The organism is Nonomuraea sp. C10, assembly GCF_008017515.1.
GTDB lineage: Bacteria > Actinomycetota > Actinomycetes > Streptosporangiales > Streptosporangiaceae > Nonomuraea > Nonomuraea ferruginea.
Map to the genome: position 1 here is coordinate 252528 of NZ_VPFF01000003.1, position 16745 is coordinate 269272.

General features: G+C 70.5%; 15 protein-coding genes. 9 read left to right on the forward strand and 6 right to left on the reverse strand.

Translation table 11 applies throughout. From position 1 onward, the window contains the following. Positions 1-5 precede the first annotated feature (5 nt). Both FR742_RS32625 and pdhA read right to left on the reverse strand, forming a co-directional pair. Positions 6-986, reverse strand: coding sequence for an alpha-ketoacid dehydrogenase subunit beta (locus tag FR742_RS32625; protein WP_148035168.1), 981 nt, complete (start codon positions 984-986; stop codon positions 6-8). Further along, entirely contained in the window at positions 983-2074 is a 1092-nt protein-coding gene (gene pdhA, locus FR742_RS32630; RefSeq protein ID WP_148035169.1) for a pyruvate dehydrogenase (acetyl-transferring) E1 component subunit alpha, read from the reverse strand. The genes FR742_RS32625 and pdhA overlap by 4 nt, the downstream gene beginning before the upstream one ends. Before the next feature lie 228 nt (positions 2075-2302). Between pdhA and purS the strand changes: the two genes are divergently transcribed. From purS to FR742_RS32650, 4 genes are all read left to right on the forward strand, one after another. Then, positions 2303-2548: a phosphoribosylformylglycinamidine synthase subunit PurS gene (gene purS / locus FR742_RS32635; RefSeq protein ID WP_148035170.1), complete on the forward strand. Its 246-nt coding sequence runs from the start codon at positions 2303-2305 to the stop codon at positions 2546-2548. A 216-nt stretch (positions 2549-2764) separates the two neighbouring features. Continuing rightward, positions 2765-3151, forward strand: a complete 387-nt coding sequence (locus FR742_RS32640; RefSeq protein WP_148037102.1) for an ATP-binding protein — start codon at positions 2765-2767, stop codon at positions 3149-3151. Between the two features lie 23 nt (positions 3152-3174). Beyond that, positions 3175-3519 (forward strand): hypothetical protein, encoded by a 345-nt coding sequence (locus FR742_RS32645; RefSeq protein WP_148035171.1) that lies wholly within the window; start codon positions 3175-3177, stop codon positions 3517-3519. 108 nt (positions 3520-3627) lie between these two features. Continuing rightward, entirely contained in the window at positions 3628-4620 is a 993-nt protein-coding gene (locus tag FR742_RS32650) for a DUF418 domain-containing protein (protein ID WP_148035172.1), read from the forward strand. Here the strand turns inward: FR742_RS32650 and FR742_RS32655 are convergent. After that, on the reverse strand, positions 4612-4848 hold the full coding sequence (locus tag FR742_RS32655; RefSeq protein WP_148035173.1) for a hypothetical protein: 237 nt from the start codon (positions 4846-4848) through the stop codon (positions 4612-4614). The genes FR742_RS32650 and FR742_RS32655 overlap by 9 nt on opposite strands. 81 nt (positions 4849-4929) lie before the next feature. Next, positions 4930-6255: an ATP-binding protein gene (locus FR742_RS32660; RefSeq protein ID WP_148035174.1), complete on the reverse strand. Its 1326-nt coding sequence runs from the start codon at positions 6253-6255 to the stop codon at positions 4930-4932. Between the two features lie 414 nt (positions 6256-6669). On the opposite strand from FR742_RS32660, the gene purQ reads away from it, so the two are divergent. Next, entirely contained in the window at positions 6670-7353 is a 684-nt protein-coding gene (gene purQ, locus FR742_RS32665) for a phosphoribosylformylglycinamidine synthase subunit PurQ (RefSeq protein WP_148035175.1), read from the forward strand. Then, positions 7350-9602 (forward strand): phosphoribosylformylglycinamidine synthase subunit PurL, encoded by a 2253-nt coding sequence (gene purL, locus FR742_RS32670; RefSeq protein ID WP_148035176.1) that lies wholly within the window; start codon positions 7350-7352, stop codon positions 9600-9602. The genes purQ and purL overlap by 4 nt, the downstream gene beginning before the upstream one ends. Positions 9603-9655: 53 nt before the next feature. Here purL and FR742_RS32675 read toward each other — a convergent pair whose 3' ends face one another. Continuing rightward, the gene (locus FR742_RS32675) at positions 9656-10438 is read right to left on the reverse strand and encodes a collagen-like protein (protein ID WP_148035177.1); all 783 of its coding nucleotides are present in this window, start codon (positions 10436-10438) and stop codon (positions 9656-9658) included. A 198-nt stretch (positions 10439-10636) separates the two neighbouring features. Between FR742_RS32675 and FR742_RS32680 the strand changes: the two genes are divergently transcribed. From FR742_RS32680 to FR742_RS32690, 3 genes are all read left to right on the forward strand, one after another. Beyond that, entirely contained in the window at positions 10637-12655 is a 2019-nt protein-coding gene (locus FR742_RS32680) for an adenylate/guanylate cyclase domain-containing protein (RefSeq protein WP_261808922.1), read from the forward strand. Between the two features lie 34 nt (positions 12656-12689). After that, entirely contained in the window at positions 12690-13352 is a 663-nt protein-coding gene (locus FR742_RS32685) for a Crp/Fnr family transcriptional regulator (protein ID WP_148035179.1), read from the forward strand. Between the two features lie 66 nt (positions 13353-13418). Then, on the forward strand, positions 13419-14858 hold the full coding sequence (locus tag FR742_RS32690; RefSeq protein WP_148035180.1) for an MFS transporter: 1440 nt from the start codon (positions 13419-13421) through the stop codon (positions 14856-14858). 9 nt (positions 14859-14867) lie between these two features. Here FR742_RS32690 and FR742_RS32695 read toward each other — a convergent pair whose 3' ends face one another. Continuing rightward, entirely contained in the window at positions 14868-16739 is a 1872-nt protein-coding gene (locus tag FR742_RS32695; RefSeq protein WP_148035181.1) for an ABC transporter ATP-binding protein, read from the reverse strand. Between the last annotated feature and the right edge of the window lie 6 nt (positions 16740-16745).

The following is a 16745-nucleotide window of genomic DNA, read 5'->3' on the forward strand; positions in this document are numbered from 1 at the left end:
CCCTGTCAGTACGCGAAGGCGCGGTCGACGGCGTCGAGCACCCGGTCCAGGTCGGGAAGGTAGTGCTCCTCCAGTTTGGACGGCGGGTAGGGGGTGGAGAAGCCGCCGGCCCGCAGCACCGGGGACTCCAGGTGGTAGAAGCACCGCTCGGTGATCCTGGCGGCCAGCTCGGCGCCGAACCCGTTGTTGACCGGCGCCTCGTGCACCACGACCGCCCGCCCCGTCTTCCGTACGGAATCCATCACCAGCGGCTGGTCGAGCGGGTTGAGCGAGCGCAGGTCGATCACCTCAAGGGAGCGGCCCTCCTCCTCGGCGGCCTGGGCGGCCTCCAGGCAGGTCTTGACCATCGGCCCGTGGGTCAGCAGGGTGAGGTCGGTGCCGGGGCGCACCACCAGGCCCTTGTCCATGGGGGTCCACCAGCCGGTGTCGGCGGTGTCGACGTCGGCCTTCTCCCAGTAGCGCCGCTTGGGCTCGAAGAAGATCACCGGGTCGTCGGAGCGGATCGCCTGCTGGATCATCGAGTAGGCGTCGGCGGGGTTGGAGCAGGCCACCACGCGCAGCCCGGCGGTGTGCGTGAAGTACGCCTCGGGAGACTCGCTGTGGTGCTCGACGGCGCCGATGCCGCCCCCGCACGGGATCCGTACGACCACCGGGAGCTTGATCGCGCCGAGCGAGCGCATCGGCATCTTGGCCAGCTGGGTGATGATCTGGTCGGCGGCCGGGAACACGAACCCGTCGAACTGGATCTCGCACACCGGCCGGTAGCCGCGCAGCGCCAGCCCGATCGCGGTGCCGATGATGCCGGACTCGGCCAGCGGCGTGTCGATCACGCGGTCCTCGCCGAAGTCCTTCTGCAACCCGTCGGTCACCCGGAACACGCCGCCGAGCTTGCCGACGTCCTCGCCCATGATGAGGACCTTGGGGTCGTCCTCCATGGCCTTGCGCATGCCCTCGTTGAGCGCCTTGGACAGGCTCATCACCGTCATCGCTCGAACCCTTCCAGGTAGGCGGCGAACTGGGCGCGTTCCTCGTCGATCAGGGCGTGCGGCTCGGCGTACACGTGCTCGAAGATGGCCGTCGGCTCGGGGTCGGGCAGGGCCAGGCAGCGCCGGCGCAGGTCGGCGCCGAGCTGGTCGGCCTCCGCCTCGACGGCGTCGAGGAACTCCTGGTCGGCCAGCTCGTTCTTGAACAGGTAGGCCTTGACGCGCTCGATCGGGTCCTTGAGCTTCCACGCCTCCAGCTCGCTGGCCACGCGGTAGCGGGTGGGGTCGTCGGTGGTGGTGTGGGCGCCCATCCGGTACGTGAACGCCTCGATGAGCATGGGCCCCTGGCCCTCGCGGGCGTTCTTGAGCGCCTGGCGGGTGACGGCGAGGCAGGCGAAGACGTCGTTGCCGTCGACCCGGACGCCGGGGAAGCCGAACCCGGACGCCCTGCGGTAGAGCGGGATGCGGGTCTGCTTCTCCAGCGGCTCGGAGATGGCCCACTGGTTGTTCTGGCAGAAGAACACGATCGGCGCGTTGAACACGCTGGCCCAGATGAACGACTCGTTCACGTCGCCCTGCGAGGTGGCGCCGTCGCCGAAGTAGACGATCGTCGCGGCGTCGGCGTCGTCGCGCTGGATGCCCATGGCGTAGCCGACGGCGTGCAGCGTCTGGCTGCCGATGACGATCGTGTAGAGGTGGAAGTTGTGCTCCTTCGGGTCCCACCCGCCGTGGTTGACGCCGCGGAACAGGCCCAGGAGCTTGACCGGGTCGACGTCGCGGCACCACGCCACGCCGTGCTCGCGGTAGGTGGGGAAGGCCATGTCGGCGTCGGTCAGCGCCCGGCCGGAGCCGATCTGCGCGGCCTCCTGGCCGAGCAGCGAGGCCCAGATGCCGAGCTCGCCCTGGCGCTGCAGGGCGACGGCCTCCAGGTCGACGCGCCTCACGAGGACGAGGTCGCGGTAGAGGGACCTGACCTCTTCCGGTGTCAGGTCGATGTCGTAGTCGGGGTGCTGGACCCGCTCGCCCTCGGGGGTGAGTAGCTGGACGAGCTCCGGGGGTGCTTCGGCACCACGAGAGGCGTCGATGGTCACGTGCCACTCCTGTGCAATCGGGACCGGTGTCGATGGGTTTTCCACCTCTGACCGGCCTTTGGGTGCGTCGGACCGTGTGATGGTGGTTCGTACGCGCTTGAGGCCATGGTGGCAGACGTCACAGTCCTTCGCGCAAGCCCCATGCCCTCCCCGTTCCCCACGTTCTGGCGGCGAACACACGCCGGTAGGCTGTGGTTTGCCAACCCCGCCGTACCCAGGAGGAACGCAGTGGCGCGCGTGATCGTTGACGTGATGCTGAAGCCCGAGATCCTCGACCCGCAGGGCCAGGCGGTCGCCCGAGCGCTGCCCCGGCTGGGCTTCTCCGGTGTGTCGGCCGTGCGCCAGGGCAAGCGGTTCGAGCTGGAGCTCGACGGCCCCGCCGACGAGTCGGCCATTGCGGACGTCCGAAAGATGGCCGAGACTCTTCTCGCCAACACCGTGATCGAGGACTTCACGGTCAGAGTGGAAGAGTAGGACAGCACATTTCACATAGGGCCTGACGTGGCTAAAGCCGCATTCCGGCGTACCACAATGCCACGGGCATGCCAACAGTAAATAACAACCGCGTGATTTTGCGGTTAGCCCCGATTTCACGGGGAAACCTACTCCAGGTGACATTCCGGAGCCCGGAGGAGTCCGGTGGACATTGAGTTCTCGTTGGCACTGCCACGGGATGCGATCGGCATCCCGATGGTCAGGCGAGTGCTTGGCGATGCGATGCGATCGCTCAACGTGAGTGAGTCGTGCATCGCCGACATGCTGCTCGCTGTCTCCGAGGCATGCTCCAACGCGGTGCGCCACGGCGGCCCCGCCAACCGCTACGAGGTCTCTGCGTCGATCGGCTACGGCCGCTGCGACGTGCGCGTGGCCGACAACGGCTCCGGCCTGCCGTCGATGCCGCTCCGCTTCCCGCCCCCCGACACCGAGAACGGCCGCGGCCTGCTCATCATGCGCTCGGTGGTCGACGAGATCTCCTTCGGCATCACGCCGGGCCGGGGCACGACGGTCCACCTGCGCAAGCAGCTCGCCTGGGAGAACGAAGAGCCCGCCCGCTCCCGCGAACTCGCCGCGGTCTGATCCCTCCCGCTTACGCTCAACGCATGAAGAAAGCGCTCGCCTGCGTCGCGCTGGTGTCCCTGGCGTCCTGCGGGCACGGCGACGACCAGCTCGTCGTACGATCCCTCACCGCGATGGAGCGCGTGGCCCGGGCCACCGGTCCCGACGACGCGGTCCGGCCGCGGAAGGTCGGAGAGGCCGGGTTCCAGGCCGTTTTCCGGAAGGGTGACCGGGTCTATTTCCAGGTGGGCGAGCACGGGCCCGGCGTGGACCCGTACGGCTACGTGTGGAGCCCTGACCGGGCGCCCGTGGACGACTCCAACCCGTCGGTCGCCTCGTCCTTAAAGCATCTGCGGGGCCACTGGTACCGCTGGCGCGACAGCTACTGACAGCGGCCGGCGTCTCGCGCCGAACCGGCCGAAAGTATGATCACGAACGCCGTGGATCCTGCTTCCGGCCGGTGTCGTCCTCTCGGTGGCCTTGCAGGATGGGGCCCCATGCCAAGCGCAGAACTCCCCCCAGAACGCCTTCCCGGCCACCCGCTCACGCCCGCCGCGCCCGCGTCCGGGCGGCCCCGCATCATCGCGCTCGACGTGCTCCGCGGGTTCACCCTCTGCGAGATCCTGCTCGCCAACATCCAGCTGATGGCCACCGGCGGCACCGCCGTCGTGACCCAGCCGCTGGGCGACTGGGACCCCTGGCTCGGGCTGCCGATCTTCTCCCTGCTGTTCGGCATCGGGTTCTCGTTGCTGCTGGACTCCGCCGCCGACCGCGCCGCCCGCCCGTGGCTGGTCCTCCTGCGCCGGATCGCGGCGCTGCTCGCGATCGGCCTGCTGCACATGCTGCTGTGGCCGGGCGAGATCCTGACCAAGTACGCCGTCGTCGGCCTGCTGGTGCTGCTGCCTTCTTCCTGGCTGCCCCGGTGGGCCGTGGCGGGCCTCGCCGCCGTGTTCATCCCCGCGGCGCTGGTCGCCGGGGGCGGGCCCCTGCTGATCGCCGGGCTGTTCCTGCTGGGCTCGGCGCTGGTCCGGTACGGGGTGATCGAGCACATCGAACGGTCCACCCTGTGGCCGCTCCTCCTGGGGCTGGTCTTCGCGGCGGGGGCGGCCGCCGCACTGTGGACGAGGCCCGGGGCGGGCCCGTCCTTCGCGACCGGCCTGGCCGATCTGCTGGTCGCCGGCGTGGTCGTGTGCGCCCTGCTGGTCCTGCTCAGAACGCCGCTGCGACCTGTGCTGCGGGTCGTCTTCGCGCCGCTGGGCAAGATGGCCCTGACCAACTACCTGACCGCCACGGTCCTCGTCCTGGCCGCCGCCCACCTCCTCGGCCTGCCGATCGGCGAGTCCTCTCAGGTGGCGTTCCTGACCGCGGGAGCCGTCCTGGCGGCCCAGTGGCTGTTCTCCGCCCTCTGGCTGCGCCGCTACCGCCAAGGGCCTCTGGAGTGGCTCTGGCGCTGGGCCACGTGGGCTGAGCGCCCGCCCGGCTCACGCTGACTCGACGGCTTCTCCGGCCTGCTGCAGCCTGGGGAAGCGGGTCTGGCTGGCCAGCAGATGGCCCACGCCGACGATGGCCACGACGGGCCATTCCACGACTCCCAGCGCGCCCATGGAGACGAGGACCACGTAGAAGGCGAGGTGCGGGCACTCCGGCACGGTGATCGTGCCGACCATGGGCAGGGTGAACTGCTTGGGGTGCTCGTCCTCAGCGGGCTTGACGACCATGATGCCCCTCCTTCGATGGACGCCTCCCCCTTCGGCTGCCCCCCGCCAGACCCGCTAACCCGCAGCAGCAGAAAGCTCCGTTCAACCCCCGGTTTCCTGAGCGACCGCCTCTTGCGGTCGCGTCCAGAGCCTGTCGAGGGGCATGACGAAAAGCCGGTCATCGTGGCGGAACGACTGCTGCCCCAAGTTGAGCAGGACGCCGGCCACGAAGTTCGGCCCCAGCCGGTCCCTCAACAGCCGCAACCCCTGGAAGTCCTTCTCCTCTATCGAGGCCTTCGCCTTGACCTCGACGCCGACCACGTCGCCTTCGTGCGACTCTATGACCAGGTCGACCTCACGCTGATCCCGCGTACGGAAATGGCTGAACTCGACGAACTCCTCCGACCAGCCCGCCTGTTTCACGAGTTCGTTCACCGCGAACGTCTCCACCACGCGCCCGAATTCGGTGAGCGCGGCCGGGTCGCGCCGGTTGAGCTTTCGCCGGGTGATACCGAGTACGTGCGCGGCCAGGCCGCTGTCGATGAGGTGCACTTTCGGCGATCTGGCGACTTTGCCGCCGAGCGTGCGGCCGAAGGCTTCCAGTCGGTGGATGAGGAAAACGGCTTCTAGCAGCCCGATGTAATCGCCCACGAGCCGCTGGTCAAGGCCCACCGCAGCACCGATGTCGCTCGCTTTCACGGTGCTCGCGGTGCGGGCGGCGAGGTGGCGGAGGATGAGGGGCAGCACCTGGCGCTGGCGCACCTTTCGGATTTCGAGCACGTCCCGATCGATCACCATCGAGACGAAGTCCTTGAACCAGGCGGTGCGCTCGGCCTCCGGCAGGCCGAGCGCCACGGGGAAGCCTCCGGTGAGGATCATCGACTCGTAGTCGGCCCGTGAGGTCTGCGACGGTGCAGGAGTAATGAGGCTTCGGGGGTCGGCGAACAGGGCTTCCAGGAAGTTCTCCCGGCGACCGCGTAGTTCGCCTTGGGAGAGCGGCCAGATGGTCATGACGTGAGCCCGGCCGGTCAGCGCCTGGCCCAGTCGCGGCAGCGAGCTGTAGCGCGTGGATCCGGTGAGGATGTATCTGCCGGGGCGGAGGTCCCGGTTGAGCTCCGCTTTGATCGCGGACAGGATCTCAGGTACGTGCTGGAACTCGTCGAAGCAGACGGGCTCGACGGGAGTCGTCGCGAAATGGGTCGGATCGGCCTCTACCGATCGCCGGACCGAGGGATCGTCGAGATCGATCACCGGAACGTCGTGCAGGTGTGCGCAGGCGCGGAGGAGCGTGCTCTTGCCCACCGTGCGGGGGCCGGTCAGGACCACCACGGGACGACTGGCCAGACGTCGGCGAATGACGTCCTTCAGATTGCGATCTACCAGCGAGTCCACGTCCACCGAGGCACCCCTCCTGACCTGGATCTTCATGTGTTAAGGCGAGAAACGTCTCCGATTTATATCAGGATTGTCCCCCGCTTCATGTCAGAAACGTCCATGATCAACTGATGTTTTCGTCCGCTCGCGCATTCGACGCCGGGCCCCGGATCTCCTGATGCCTATGGCCGCTTGTGGGGCGTCGGGCGGTAGCCCTCTGGAAGGGCGTCCGAGCGGAGCGAGGGCCTTGGGCTGCGGGCGGAGCCCGCCTGGTGAGCACTGCCCGAGTTGATCGGCGCGAAGCGCCTGAGTGGCGAGGACGATGTCGGCGGCCGGAGCGAGGGCCTTGGGTGGGCGTACGAAGGGCGGAGGTTGATGAGGAGCATCGGGGCGCACCAGATAGCCTGAGGTGACCGCCGCCTGCCACGGAGATGGCGGCTGCGCAACTCCTCGGAGGGGACGACAGTCATGAGCGCTGCCCGCGTGGGCGTAGTGACGTTTCCAGGCACACTCGACGACCAGGATGCCGCCAAGGCCGTGCGCCTCGTGGGCGGGGAGCCGGTGCCGCTGTGGCACGCCGACCGGGATCTCAAGGGGGTCGACGCGGTCTTCCTGCCGGGCGGCTTCTCCTATGGCGACTATCTCCGGTGCGGGGCCATCTCCCGGTTCGCGCCGCTGATGGAGGAGATCGTGTCCGCCGCGCGGGCGGGGCTGCCGGTGCTGGGCACCTGCAACGGGTTCCAGATCCTGTGCGAGGCCCATCTGCTGCCGGGCGCGCTGACGCGTAACGCCTCGCTCCACTATGTCTGCCGCGACCAGCGGGTGCGGATCGAGACGGCCGACACGGCGTGGACGAACGCGTACGCGGCCGGTCAGGAGATCACGCTGCCGGTCAAGCACGGCGAGGGCCGTTACGTGGCCGACCCGGAGACGCTGGCCGAGCTGGAGGCCACCGGGCGGGTCGTGGTCCGTTACGTGGGCGGCAACCCCAACGGCTCGCTCAACGACATCGCGGGGGTGCGCAACGAGGCGGGCAACGTCGTCGGCCTGATGCCGCATCCCGAGCACGCGGTCGAGGAGCTGGTCGGCGCGCCGGGCACCGACGGCCTCGGCTTCTTCACCTCCATTCTCAAGAAGCTGGTGGACGCATGAGCACCGACTCCGTCAAGCGTGCGGAGGTCACCCCCGACGAGCCGATGCCCTTCGCCGAGCTGGGCATGAAGCAGGACGAGTACGACCGGGTCCGCGAGATCCTGGGCCGCCGCCCGACCGGCTCCGAGCTGGCCATCTACAGCGTCATGTGGTCCGAGCACTGCTCGTACAAGTCGTCGAAGGTGCATCTCAAGCAGTTCGCCACCAAGGCTCCGCATTCCGACGCCCTGCTGGTGGGCATGGGCGAGAACGCGGGCGTGGTCGACATCGGCGACGGCTGGGCCGCCACGTTCAAGATCGAGTCGCACAACCATCCCTCGTACGTCGAGCCCCACCAGGGTGCGGCCACCGGCGTCGGCGGGATCGTCCGCGACATCATGTCGATGGGCGCGCGGCCGATCGCGGTGATGGACTCCCTGCGGTTCGGCGGCGCCGACCAGGCCGACACCCGCCGGGTGCTGCCTGGCGTGGTGGAGGGCATCAGCCACTACGGCAACTGCCTCGGCCTGCCCAACATCGGCGGCGAGGTCGTCTTCGACCCGTGCTACATCGGCAACCCGCTGGTCAACGCGCTCTGTGTGGGCCTGCTGCGCAAGGACCAGATCAAGCTGGCGACCGCGCCGGGGCCGGGCAACAAGGTGGTCCTCTTCGGCGCCTCGACGGGCCCCGACGGCATCGGCGGCGCGAGCGTGCTGGCCAGCGCGACGTTCGAGGACGAGTCCGCGGCCAAGCGGCCCGCCGTCCAGGTGGGCGACCCGTTCATGGAGAAGCTGCTCATCGAGTGCTGCCTGGAGCTGTACGCGGCCGACGTGGTCGTCGGCATCCAGGACCTCGGCGCGGCCGGCGTGTCCTGCGCGACCACGGAGCTGGCCGCCAAGGGCACCGGCGGCATGGACGTCGACCTCAACCTGGTCCCGCTCCGCGATCCCTCCCTGCGCCCGGAGGAGATCCTGATGAGCGAGTCGCAGGAGCGGATGATGGCCGTCGTCCGGCCCTCCGACATCCCGGCGTTCATGGCGATCTGCGAGAAGTGGGACGTCCCCGCCACCGTGATCGGCGAGGTGACCGACACCGGCCGGCTCGTGATGACCTGGAACGGCGAGGTCATCGTCGACATCCCGCCGGGCACCGCGGCCGACGACGGCCCGGTCTACGAGCGCCCCTACCACGAGCCGTCGGGGCAGGCGGCGCTCAACGCCGACACCCCCGACCGGCTGGAGCGCCCGTCCGACCTGCGCGCGACGCTGCTGCGGCTGCTCGGCTCGCCCAACCTGGCGTCGAAGGAGTGGGTGACCGGCCAGTACGACCGGTACGTACGCTCCAACACGGTCCTCGCCCAGCCCGCGGACGCGGGGATGCTGCGTGTGGCGGAGGACATCGAGGGGGCCGAGCCGACCACCCGCGGCATCGCGCTGTCGACCGACGGCAACGGCCGCTACGCCAAGCTCGACCCGTACGCGGGGGCGCAGCTCGCGCTGGCCGAGGCGTACCGCAACGTGGCCGTCACCGGCGCCAGGCCGCTGGCCGTCACCAACTGCCTCAACTTCGGCTCGCCGGAGGACCCCGAGGTGATGTGGCAGTTCGCCGAGGCGGTGCGCGGCCTGGCCGACGCCTGCCGGATCCTGGGCGTGCCGGTGACCGGCGGCAACGTGTCCTTCTACAACCAGACCGGGTCGACGGCGATCAATCCGACCCCGGTGGTCGGCGTGCTCGGCGTGATCAACGACGTGGCCAGGCGGGTGCCGACCGGGTTCACCGGCGAGGGTCTGCGGGTGGCGCTGCTGGGTGAGACGCGGGCCGAGTTCGGCGGCTCGGAGTGGGCGCACGTCGAGCACGGCCACCTGGGCGGCCTGCCGCCCGAGGCGGACCTGGAGGCCGAGCAGGGGCTGGGCCGGGTGCTGGTGACGGCGGCCGCGCGGGGCCTGCTGGAGGGGTCACACGACCTGTCCGACGGCGGCCTGGCCATCGCGCTGGCGGAGTCCTGCATGGCGCGCGGCGTGGGCGCCCGGGTGACGCTCACCGGCGACCCGTTCACCGAGCTGTTCAGCGAGTCGGCGGCCAGGGCTCTGGTCGTGGTGCGGCCGGAGGCGTTCGACGACCTGGCCAAGCTCTGCGCCGAGCACGACGTGCCGTGCTACGGGCTGGGCGTCACCGGCGGGACGTCGCTGGTGGTCGAGGGCGTGCTGGAGGTGCCGGTCGAGGAGCTGCGGGAGACGCACGCGGCCACGCTGCCGGCGCTCTTCGGCTGAGACCGGACGCGAGAAAGGGCCGGTACGCGCCCCGTACCGGCCCTTTCGGTGTGTCAGGAGCTCTTCTTCAGGCACACCACGTAGACGGTGCCGCTCGTCTGGCCCTGGCCCTGGATCGTGACGGTCCAGGTGCCGGGGCCGGTGGGGGCGCTGGCGATGACCTGCGTGCCCGAGCTGACGGCGAAGCCGCCGCCGGTCGCCAGGTCACCCTGGTGGCAGTTGGCGCTGGCGCCGTTGCGGGAGAACTGCTGGGTCTTGGTGTAGGTCGTGAAGCTGCCGCCGCCGTCCTTACCGTCCCTGCCCGGCTCGCCCTTCTCGCCCTTCGGTCCCGGGACGCCCTGCTTGCCCTGGGGACCCGCCGGCCCGGTGTCACCCTTGTCGCCCTTCTCACCCTTCGGCCCCGCCGGGCCGCTGTCACCCTTGGGACCGGCCGGGCCGGTGTCACCCTTCGGGCCCTGCTCCCCCTTCGGGCCCTGCGGCCCGGTGTCGCCCTTCGGGCCCTGGGCGCCCTGCTTGCCCTGGGGGCCGCGCATGCCGCGCGGCCCCTGGGCGCCGGTGTCACCCTTGGGGCCCTGCGCCCCGGTGTCGCCCTTGGGACCGGACGTGACCGCGGTCTGGGTCACCGTCTCGCCACCGCCGATCTTCATCCGGATCTCGGCCGGCTTGCACTTGCCGGACGCGTTGATGATCCGGACGTACCGCGACTTCTTGTGCACGCAGGCCGTGACCTCGCCGGCCGCGGCGGCGGTGGTGGCGGAAGAGGCGGTGGCGGCGCCCCCCACGGTGAGAAGTGAGGCGGCCAGCGCGCCCACCGCGGCCACGCGCAGAATCTTCATCGAATGGTCCCTCTCAGGTACGGATGTTGCTCATGGTTCTCACGCGTCAACCGTTCCAATGGATGACAGCTCTCACATAACGTGTCGATTACGAAACAGTGCGTGACAATATGTTCTGACGTTACTTGACCTGTCATGAAGGTTGATGCGCGTAAAAAGACGCATTGGCAGGCCCGGTCCCGCGGGGATAATCAGGGCGTGCCGACGCCCGCGCCTTACCTTCCTCCCGCCACCCAGCCGGTGCGCGGGGTCGTCTGGGTGATCCACCTCTCGCTGCCGCTGCTCGGGTTCTGGCTGCTGCTCGCGCAGCCGCACCTGAACGTCGAGTGGCAGCACAACCCCAGCCATTTCTGGATGATCGTGATCGTCGCCGGGCTGAACGTCGGGCTCGGCACGCTCATCAGCGAGGCCTCGCGCAAGCGGCAGGACGCCCGCCTGTTCCTGGTCTCCATGGTGTTCATCAGCAGCGCGGGCTTCTTCTTCCTGCACGGGCTGGCCACCCCGAAGGTGATCCTGCCCACCGGGTCGCTCGGCTTCGACCTGGGGCAGACGGTCGGGCTGACGATCGCCTCCGGGTTCGCGTTCGCCTCGGCGCTGCCGCTGGGCGAGCGGGCGGCCGGCCAGGTGTTCAGGGCGCAGCACGTGATCCGCGGCGTGCTCTTCGGGTTCATGGCGCTGTGGGGGCTGGCCTCGCTGGTCCCTGACGTGACGCCGCTCAGCCGGCCGCCGCTCACGGACCCGGTGGTCTGGGTGGTGTGGCTGTCGGTGCCGGGGCTGGCGCTCTACGCGGCGGCCGCCGTGATGATGTTCGTGCTCCACAGGCGGCGGCCGTCGGCCATGCTGATCAGCCTGATCACGGCGTACGCGCTGCTGGCCGAGTGCATGATCGCCGGGATGCCGCAGCTCAACTGGCACCTGACCTGGTGGGAGTGGCATGTCCTGCTGACGTTCGCCTTCGGGTTCGTCGCCTACAGCGCCTACCTGCAGTTCAGGCGGGAGGGGTCGAGCGCGGGCCTGTTCGACTCGGTGGCGCTCTCGGCGACCGTGCGGCGCATCCAGCGCGACTACGACCGCGCGCTGGAGGAGCTGGTCGAGCACGTGCGGCGGGGCGAGCCACTGGCCGCCTCCCGGCTGTCGGGCAAGTTCCGGCTGAGCGAGGGCCAGGCGGCGGTGCTCGACCGGGCGGGCCGGGCGCTGGCCGACGAGCGCGAGCTGTCCGAGCGGCTGGGCGCGCTCGTCGACGTGAGCGCCCAGACCCGCGTCGGCCTGCCGGAGCAGGCGTTGCTGGCCGCGGCGCTGGACCGGGTCAGGCAGGCGTACGGTGACGTGCGGATCGGGCTGGTGTCCGACGGTCAGGCGCAGATCGGGTCGCGCTCGTACGAGTTCCCCGGCGACGTCCCCGTCAGGGGGGACGGCCGCATCGCCTTCCCGCTGACCGTCAAGAACCGGCTGGCCGGTGTGCTGGAGGTGCCGATCGGCCGCACCGAGCAGGACGAGGCGCTGGCCGCCACCCTGGCCGGGCAGCTGTCCATCTCGCTGGAGAACGCCCGCCTCTACAGCGAGCTGCACACGCTCTTCCGGCAGTACATGTCGCCCGACGTGGCGAACGCGCTGCTCGCCGACCCGGCCCAGGCCGAGCTGGGCGGCCAGGTCAAGGAGGTCACCGCGCTCTTCGCCGACCTGAAGGGGTTCACCTCGTTCTCCGAACGGGTCGCGCCGGGCGAGATCGTGGAGATGCTCAACCGCTACCACACGGCCGCGGTGCCGTGCGTCCTCTCCAACGGCGGCACGATCGTGCAGTTCGTCGGCGACGCGATGCTGGCCCTGTTCAACGCCCCGGCCACGCAGGAAGGGCACGCCAAGGCCGCCTGCGCGGCCGCGCTGGCGATGCAGCGGGCCGCCGCCGAGGTGGCCGAGGAGATGGCGTGGCGGCGGACCGGCCAGGAGCCGTGGCCGACGTTCCGGGTGGGGGTCAACACCGGGCCGGCGCTGGTGGGCAACATCGGCAGCCCGGAACTGCGCGGTTTCAACGCGATGGGCGACTGCGTGAACGTCGCCTCCCGGCTGGAGTCGCTGGCCGAACCCGGCACGGTGGTGATCGGCTCGGCCACGCTCAAGGGTCTCGGCGACGGCGTCACCGTGCGGCCGCTGGGCAAGCTGAGCCTGAAGGGCAAGCAGGAACTCGTCGAGGCGTACGTTCTCACGTCAATGCGATAGCTACGACGCTCGTCGTACGGACATAATCGGGCGCATGAAGGCAGAGCCGGGCGAGTTCCTCTCCATGCTCACCGACGACGAGATCGAGGCCCTGCGCGCGGCCGGCCGGCCGCGCAGGTGGGACCGCGGGGCGACGGTCATGTCGGAAGGCGACACATCTGACTGGGTGCTCGTGCTGACCGAGGGCCGGGTCAAGGTGTCCTCCCACACCAGCGGCGGCACCGAGGTGGTGCTGGCCGTGCGCGGGGCGGGCGGGCTGCTCGGGGACATGTCGAGCATCGACGGCTCGCCCCGCTCGGCCACGGTGACGGCGCTGGAGCCCATCTCCGGCATCGTCGTCCGCGACTTCCCCGGCTTCCTCCAGGAGCACGGGCGGATCGCGGTGCTGCTCATGCGGATGGTCACCGACCGGCTGCGCGACTCCGACCGCAAGCGCATCGAGTACGGCGCGTTCGACACCACGGGCCGGGTGGCCACCCGGCTGATCGAGCTGGCCGAGCGCTACGGCGAGAAGACCAACAGCGGGGTGCGGGTGGCGCTGCCGCTGTCGCAGGACGAGCTCGCCGGGTGGACGGGCGCGTCCAGGGAGGCGGTCAGCAAGGCGCTGCGCACGTTACGCGACCGCGGGCTGATCGAGACCGGGCGGCGCCGGGTGGTCATCCACGACCTGGAGGGACTGCGCAAACGCGCTCGGTGAACAGAATTCTAGAATATCCCTCACCCAGCTGACCGCGGGCGTACGTCGTACGTCATAGTGGAAGGCATGGTCGCCGTCTCCCCCGATCAGGCCCGGTTACGTTACGCGTGGCGTGTGTGCTCGGTCACCAGTCTGGGGCTGATCCTCATCGGCATGGCCGGCAGCACGCTCAACGTGGCGCTCCCCACCGTCGTGCGCCACTTCCACGCCACCCCGTTCCAGTCGGGGTGGATCCTGCTGGCCTTCCTCCTGACCAACACCGCGAGCCTGATGTTCTTCGGCCGGGTCGCCGACCTGCTCGGCCGGCGGGAGGTCTATCTGGCCGGGTTCGCCCTGTTCACCCTGGCCTCGCTGCTGGCCGGGTTCTCGCCGGACGTGTGGTTCCTGGTCGCCATGCGGGTGCTGCAGGCCGTGGGCGCGGCCATGATCCTGGCCAACGGCACCGTCATCATCACCGAGGCCTTCCCGCCCGACCGGCTGAGCCAGGGCATGGGCGTCTACATGGGCACCCTGTCGGTCGCCCAGCTCGCCGGGCCCACGCTGGGCGGGCTGATCGCGTCCACCGCGGGCTGGCAGTGGATCTTCTGGGTCAACGTGCCCGCCGGGCTGGCCGCGGTCGTCTGGGGAGCGGTCACGCTGCGCAAGATGCCGCGCGGGCCCCGGCGCCCGGTGGACGCGCTGGGCAACGCGCTGGTGTTCGCGGCCCTGTCGGCGGTGCTGCTGGCCCTGTCGGAGGCCGGGTCGGGCGGGCTGACCAGCCCGGTGGTGCTGGCCGGGGCCGGCGTGTTCGCGTTGCTGGTGCCGCTGATCGTGATCGTGGAGCGGCGGGCCGCCCACCCGGTGCTCGACCTGCGCCTGTTCGGCGGGCGGATGCTGGCTTGCGCGAACCTGGCCTCCTTCTGCAACGCGGTCGCCAGGGCCTCGCTGATCCTCGTGGTGGCGCTCTACTTCCAGGCGGCCAGAGGGCTCGGTCCCTTCGAGGCCGGGCTGAGCGTGCTGCCGGTGCCGGTGGGCATGGGGCTGGCCTCGCCGATCGTGGGCGCGCTCGGGCGCAGGGTGTCGCCGTACGCGCTGAGCATCGGCGGGGCCCTGATGAGCTCCGCCGGGCTCGGCGCGCTCCTGCTGGCGACCGACCCCGGCACCCCGTACTGGGTGATCGGGCTCGGGCTGTTCGTGGCCGGCTGCGGCAGCGGGACCTTCCTGACCGGCAACACCACCCAGGTGATGGGCGCGCTGCCGAGCGGGAGCCTGGGCGTGGTGAACGGATTCCGGCTCATGGTGATGAACGTCGGCGTGGTGCTCAGCGTCGGGCTGTCGCTGAGCGTGCTCGGCAGCGCCGTCGGCCCCGAGGTCCGGGCCCAGGTGTACGCCGGGACGCTTTCACGGCTCTCACCGGTGGCGCTCGACCAGCTCATGGCCGGCTTCCAGCGGACGTACGCGGTGCTGTTCGCGGTCGCCCTGGCCGGCGCCGCCCTGGCCGCCCTGGCCCGCTCCCCCCGCCGCTAGGCCACGGCTTCACACGGCGACGACGGGCTCGGCGAACTGGGTGCGGTACAGCTCCTCGTAGCGGCCGCCGGCGGCGAGCAGCTCGGCGTGCGTGCCGCGCTCGGCCACCCGGCCGTCCTCGATGACCAGGATGACGTCGGCGGCGCGGATCGTGGACAGCCGGTGCGCGATCACCACCGCGGTGCGCCCGTCGAGCGCCTCGGCCAGGGCCTCCTGCACGGCCGCCTCGTTGGTGGAGTCGAGCGCGGCCGTGGCCTCGTCCAGGATGACCACCCGCGACCCGGCCAGCAGCAGCCGGGCGATCGTCAGCCGCTGGCGCTCGCCTCCCGACAGCCGGTAGCCGCGCTCGCCCACGACCGTGTCCAGCCGGTCGGGCAGGGACTCGATCAGGTCGCCGAGCCTGGCCCGGCGCAGCGCGTCCCACAGCTCCTCCTCGGCGGCGTCCGGCCTGACGAACAGCAGGTTGTTCCTGATCGTGTCGTGGAACAGGTGACCGTCCTGGGTGACCATGCCGAGCGTCCCCCTGATGGAGTCGGCGGCCAGGTCGCGCACGTCCACGCCGCCGATCCGCACCGCGCCCGAGTCCACGTCGTACAGCCGCGGGATGAGCTGGGCGATCGTCGACTTGCCCGCGCCCGACGAGCCCACCAGGGCGACCGTCTGGCCGGGCGCGGCGGTGAAGGAGACGCCGTGCAGCACCTCGACGCCGCCGCGGGTGTCGAGCGCGGCCACCTCCTCCAGCGAGGCGAGCGACACCTTGTCCGCCGACGGGTACGCGAAGCGCACGTCGTCGAACTCGATCGACACCGGCCCTTCGGGCACGGCCCGCGCGTCCGGTTTTTCCTTGATCAGCGGCTCCAGGTCGAGCACCTCGAAGACGCGCTCGAAGCTGACCAGCGCGCTCATCACGTCCACCCGGGCGCTGGCCAGGGCGGTCAGCGGCGAGTAGAGCCGGGTGATCAGCAGTGCCAGCGCCACCACCGAGCCCGCGTCCAGCCGCCCGGCCAGCGCGTAGAAGCCGCCCAGCCCGTAGACCAGCGCCAGGGCCAGCGACGAGACCAGCGTCAGCGCGGTGATGAACGCCGACTGGGTCATGGCCGTGCGCACCCCGATGTCGCGTACCCGCCCGGCCCGCGCCGCGAACTCGGCCGACTCCCTGACAGGCCGGCCGAACAGCTTCACCAGCGTCGCCCCCGGCGCCGAGAAGCGCTCGGTCATCTGGGACCCCATGGCCGCGTTGTGGTCGGCGGCCTCCCGCCGCAACCGGGCGATCCTGGTGCCCATGCGGCGGGCCGGCAGCACGAACACCGGGAGCAGCAGCAGCGCCAGCAGCGTGATCTGCCACGACAGCGAGATCATGACGGTGATCGCCAGCACCAGCGTCACCACGTTGCCCACGACGCCGGAGAGCGTGTCGGTGAACGCCCGCTGCGCCCCGATCACGTCGTTGTTCAGCCTGCTCACCAGCGCGCCCGTACGCGTCCTGGTGAAGAACGCGACGGGCATGCGCTGCACGTGGTCGAAGACCGCCGTGCGCAGGTCCAGGATCAGGCCCTCCCCCAGGCCGGCCGACAGCCAGCGGGCCACCAGCCCCAGCCCCGCCTCGGCCAGGGCCAGACCGGCGATCAGGCCCGCCAGCCCGACCACCACGCCCACCGGCTCGCCCGCGCCGATCGCGTCGAGCACCCGGCCGGCCAGCACCGGCGGGGCCACCGCCAGCGCCGCCATCACCACGCTCAGGCCCAGGAACAGCGTCAGTTTCCGGCGGTGCGGCCGGGCGAACCCCCACACGCGGCGGAGCGTCGCCTTCGAGATCTGGCGACGCTCCGGTTCGTTGTTCAGTGAATACAGCTGATGCCAGGCAGTCACTTCCATGCTCATGGCATG

What these genes read in the sequence shown, in the direction of transcription:
- purQ (WP_148035175.1), top strand. Translation starts at nt 6,670, where the DNA reads ATGAGCGCTGCCCGCGTGGGCGTAGTGACGTTTCCAGGCACACTCGAC.
- FR742_RS32655 (WP_148035173.1), bottom strand. Translation starts at nt 4,848, where the DNA reads ATGGTCGTCAAGCCCGCTGAGGACGAGCACCCCAAGCAGTTCACCCTG.
- FR742_RS32675 (WP_148035177.1), bottom strand. Translation starts at nt 10,438, where the DNA reads ATGAAGATTCTGCGCGTGGCCGCGGTGGGCGCGCTGGCCGCCTCACTT.
- FR742_RS32625 (WP_148035168.1), bottom strand. Translation starts at nt 986, where the DNA reads ATGACGGTGATGAGCCTGTCCAAGGCGCTCAACGAGGGCATGCGCAAG.
- FR742_RS32645 (WP_148035171.1), top strand. Translation starts at nt 3,175, where the DNA reads ATGAAGAAAGCGCTCGCCTGCGTCGCGCTGGTGTCCCTGGCGTCCTGC.
- FR742_RS32660 (WP_148035174.1), bottom strand. Translation starts at nt 6,255, where the DNA reads ATGAAGATCCAGGTCAGGAGGGGTGCCTCGGTGGACGTGGACTCGCTG.
- FR742_RS32650 (WP_148035172.1), top strand. Translation starts at nt 3,628, where the DNA reads ATGCCAAGCGCAGAACTCCCCCCAGAACGCCTTCCCGGCCACCCGCTC.
- FR742_RS32690 (WP_148035180.1), top strand. Translation starts at nt 13,419, where the DNA reads ATGGTCGCCGTCTCCCCCGATCAGGCCCGGTTACGTTACGCGTGGCGT.
- FR742_RS32685 (WP_148035179.1), top strand. Translation starts at nt 12,690, where the DNA reads ATGAAGGCAGAGCCGGGCGAGTTCCTCTCCATGCTCACCGACGACGAG.
- FR742_RS32695 (WP_148035181.1), bottom strand. Translation starts at nt 16,739, where the DNA reads ATGAGCATGGAAGTGACTGCCTGGCATCAGCTGTATTCACTGAACAAC.
- FR742_RS32640 (WP_148037102.1), top strand. Translation starts at nt 2,765, where the DNA reads ATGGTCAGGCGAGTGCTTGGCGATGCGATGCGATCGCTCAACGTGAGT.
- purL (WP_148035176.1), top strand. Translation starts at nt 7,350, where the DNA reads ATGAGCACCGACTCCGTCAAGCGTGCGGAGGTCACCCCCGACGAGCCG.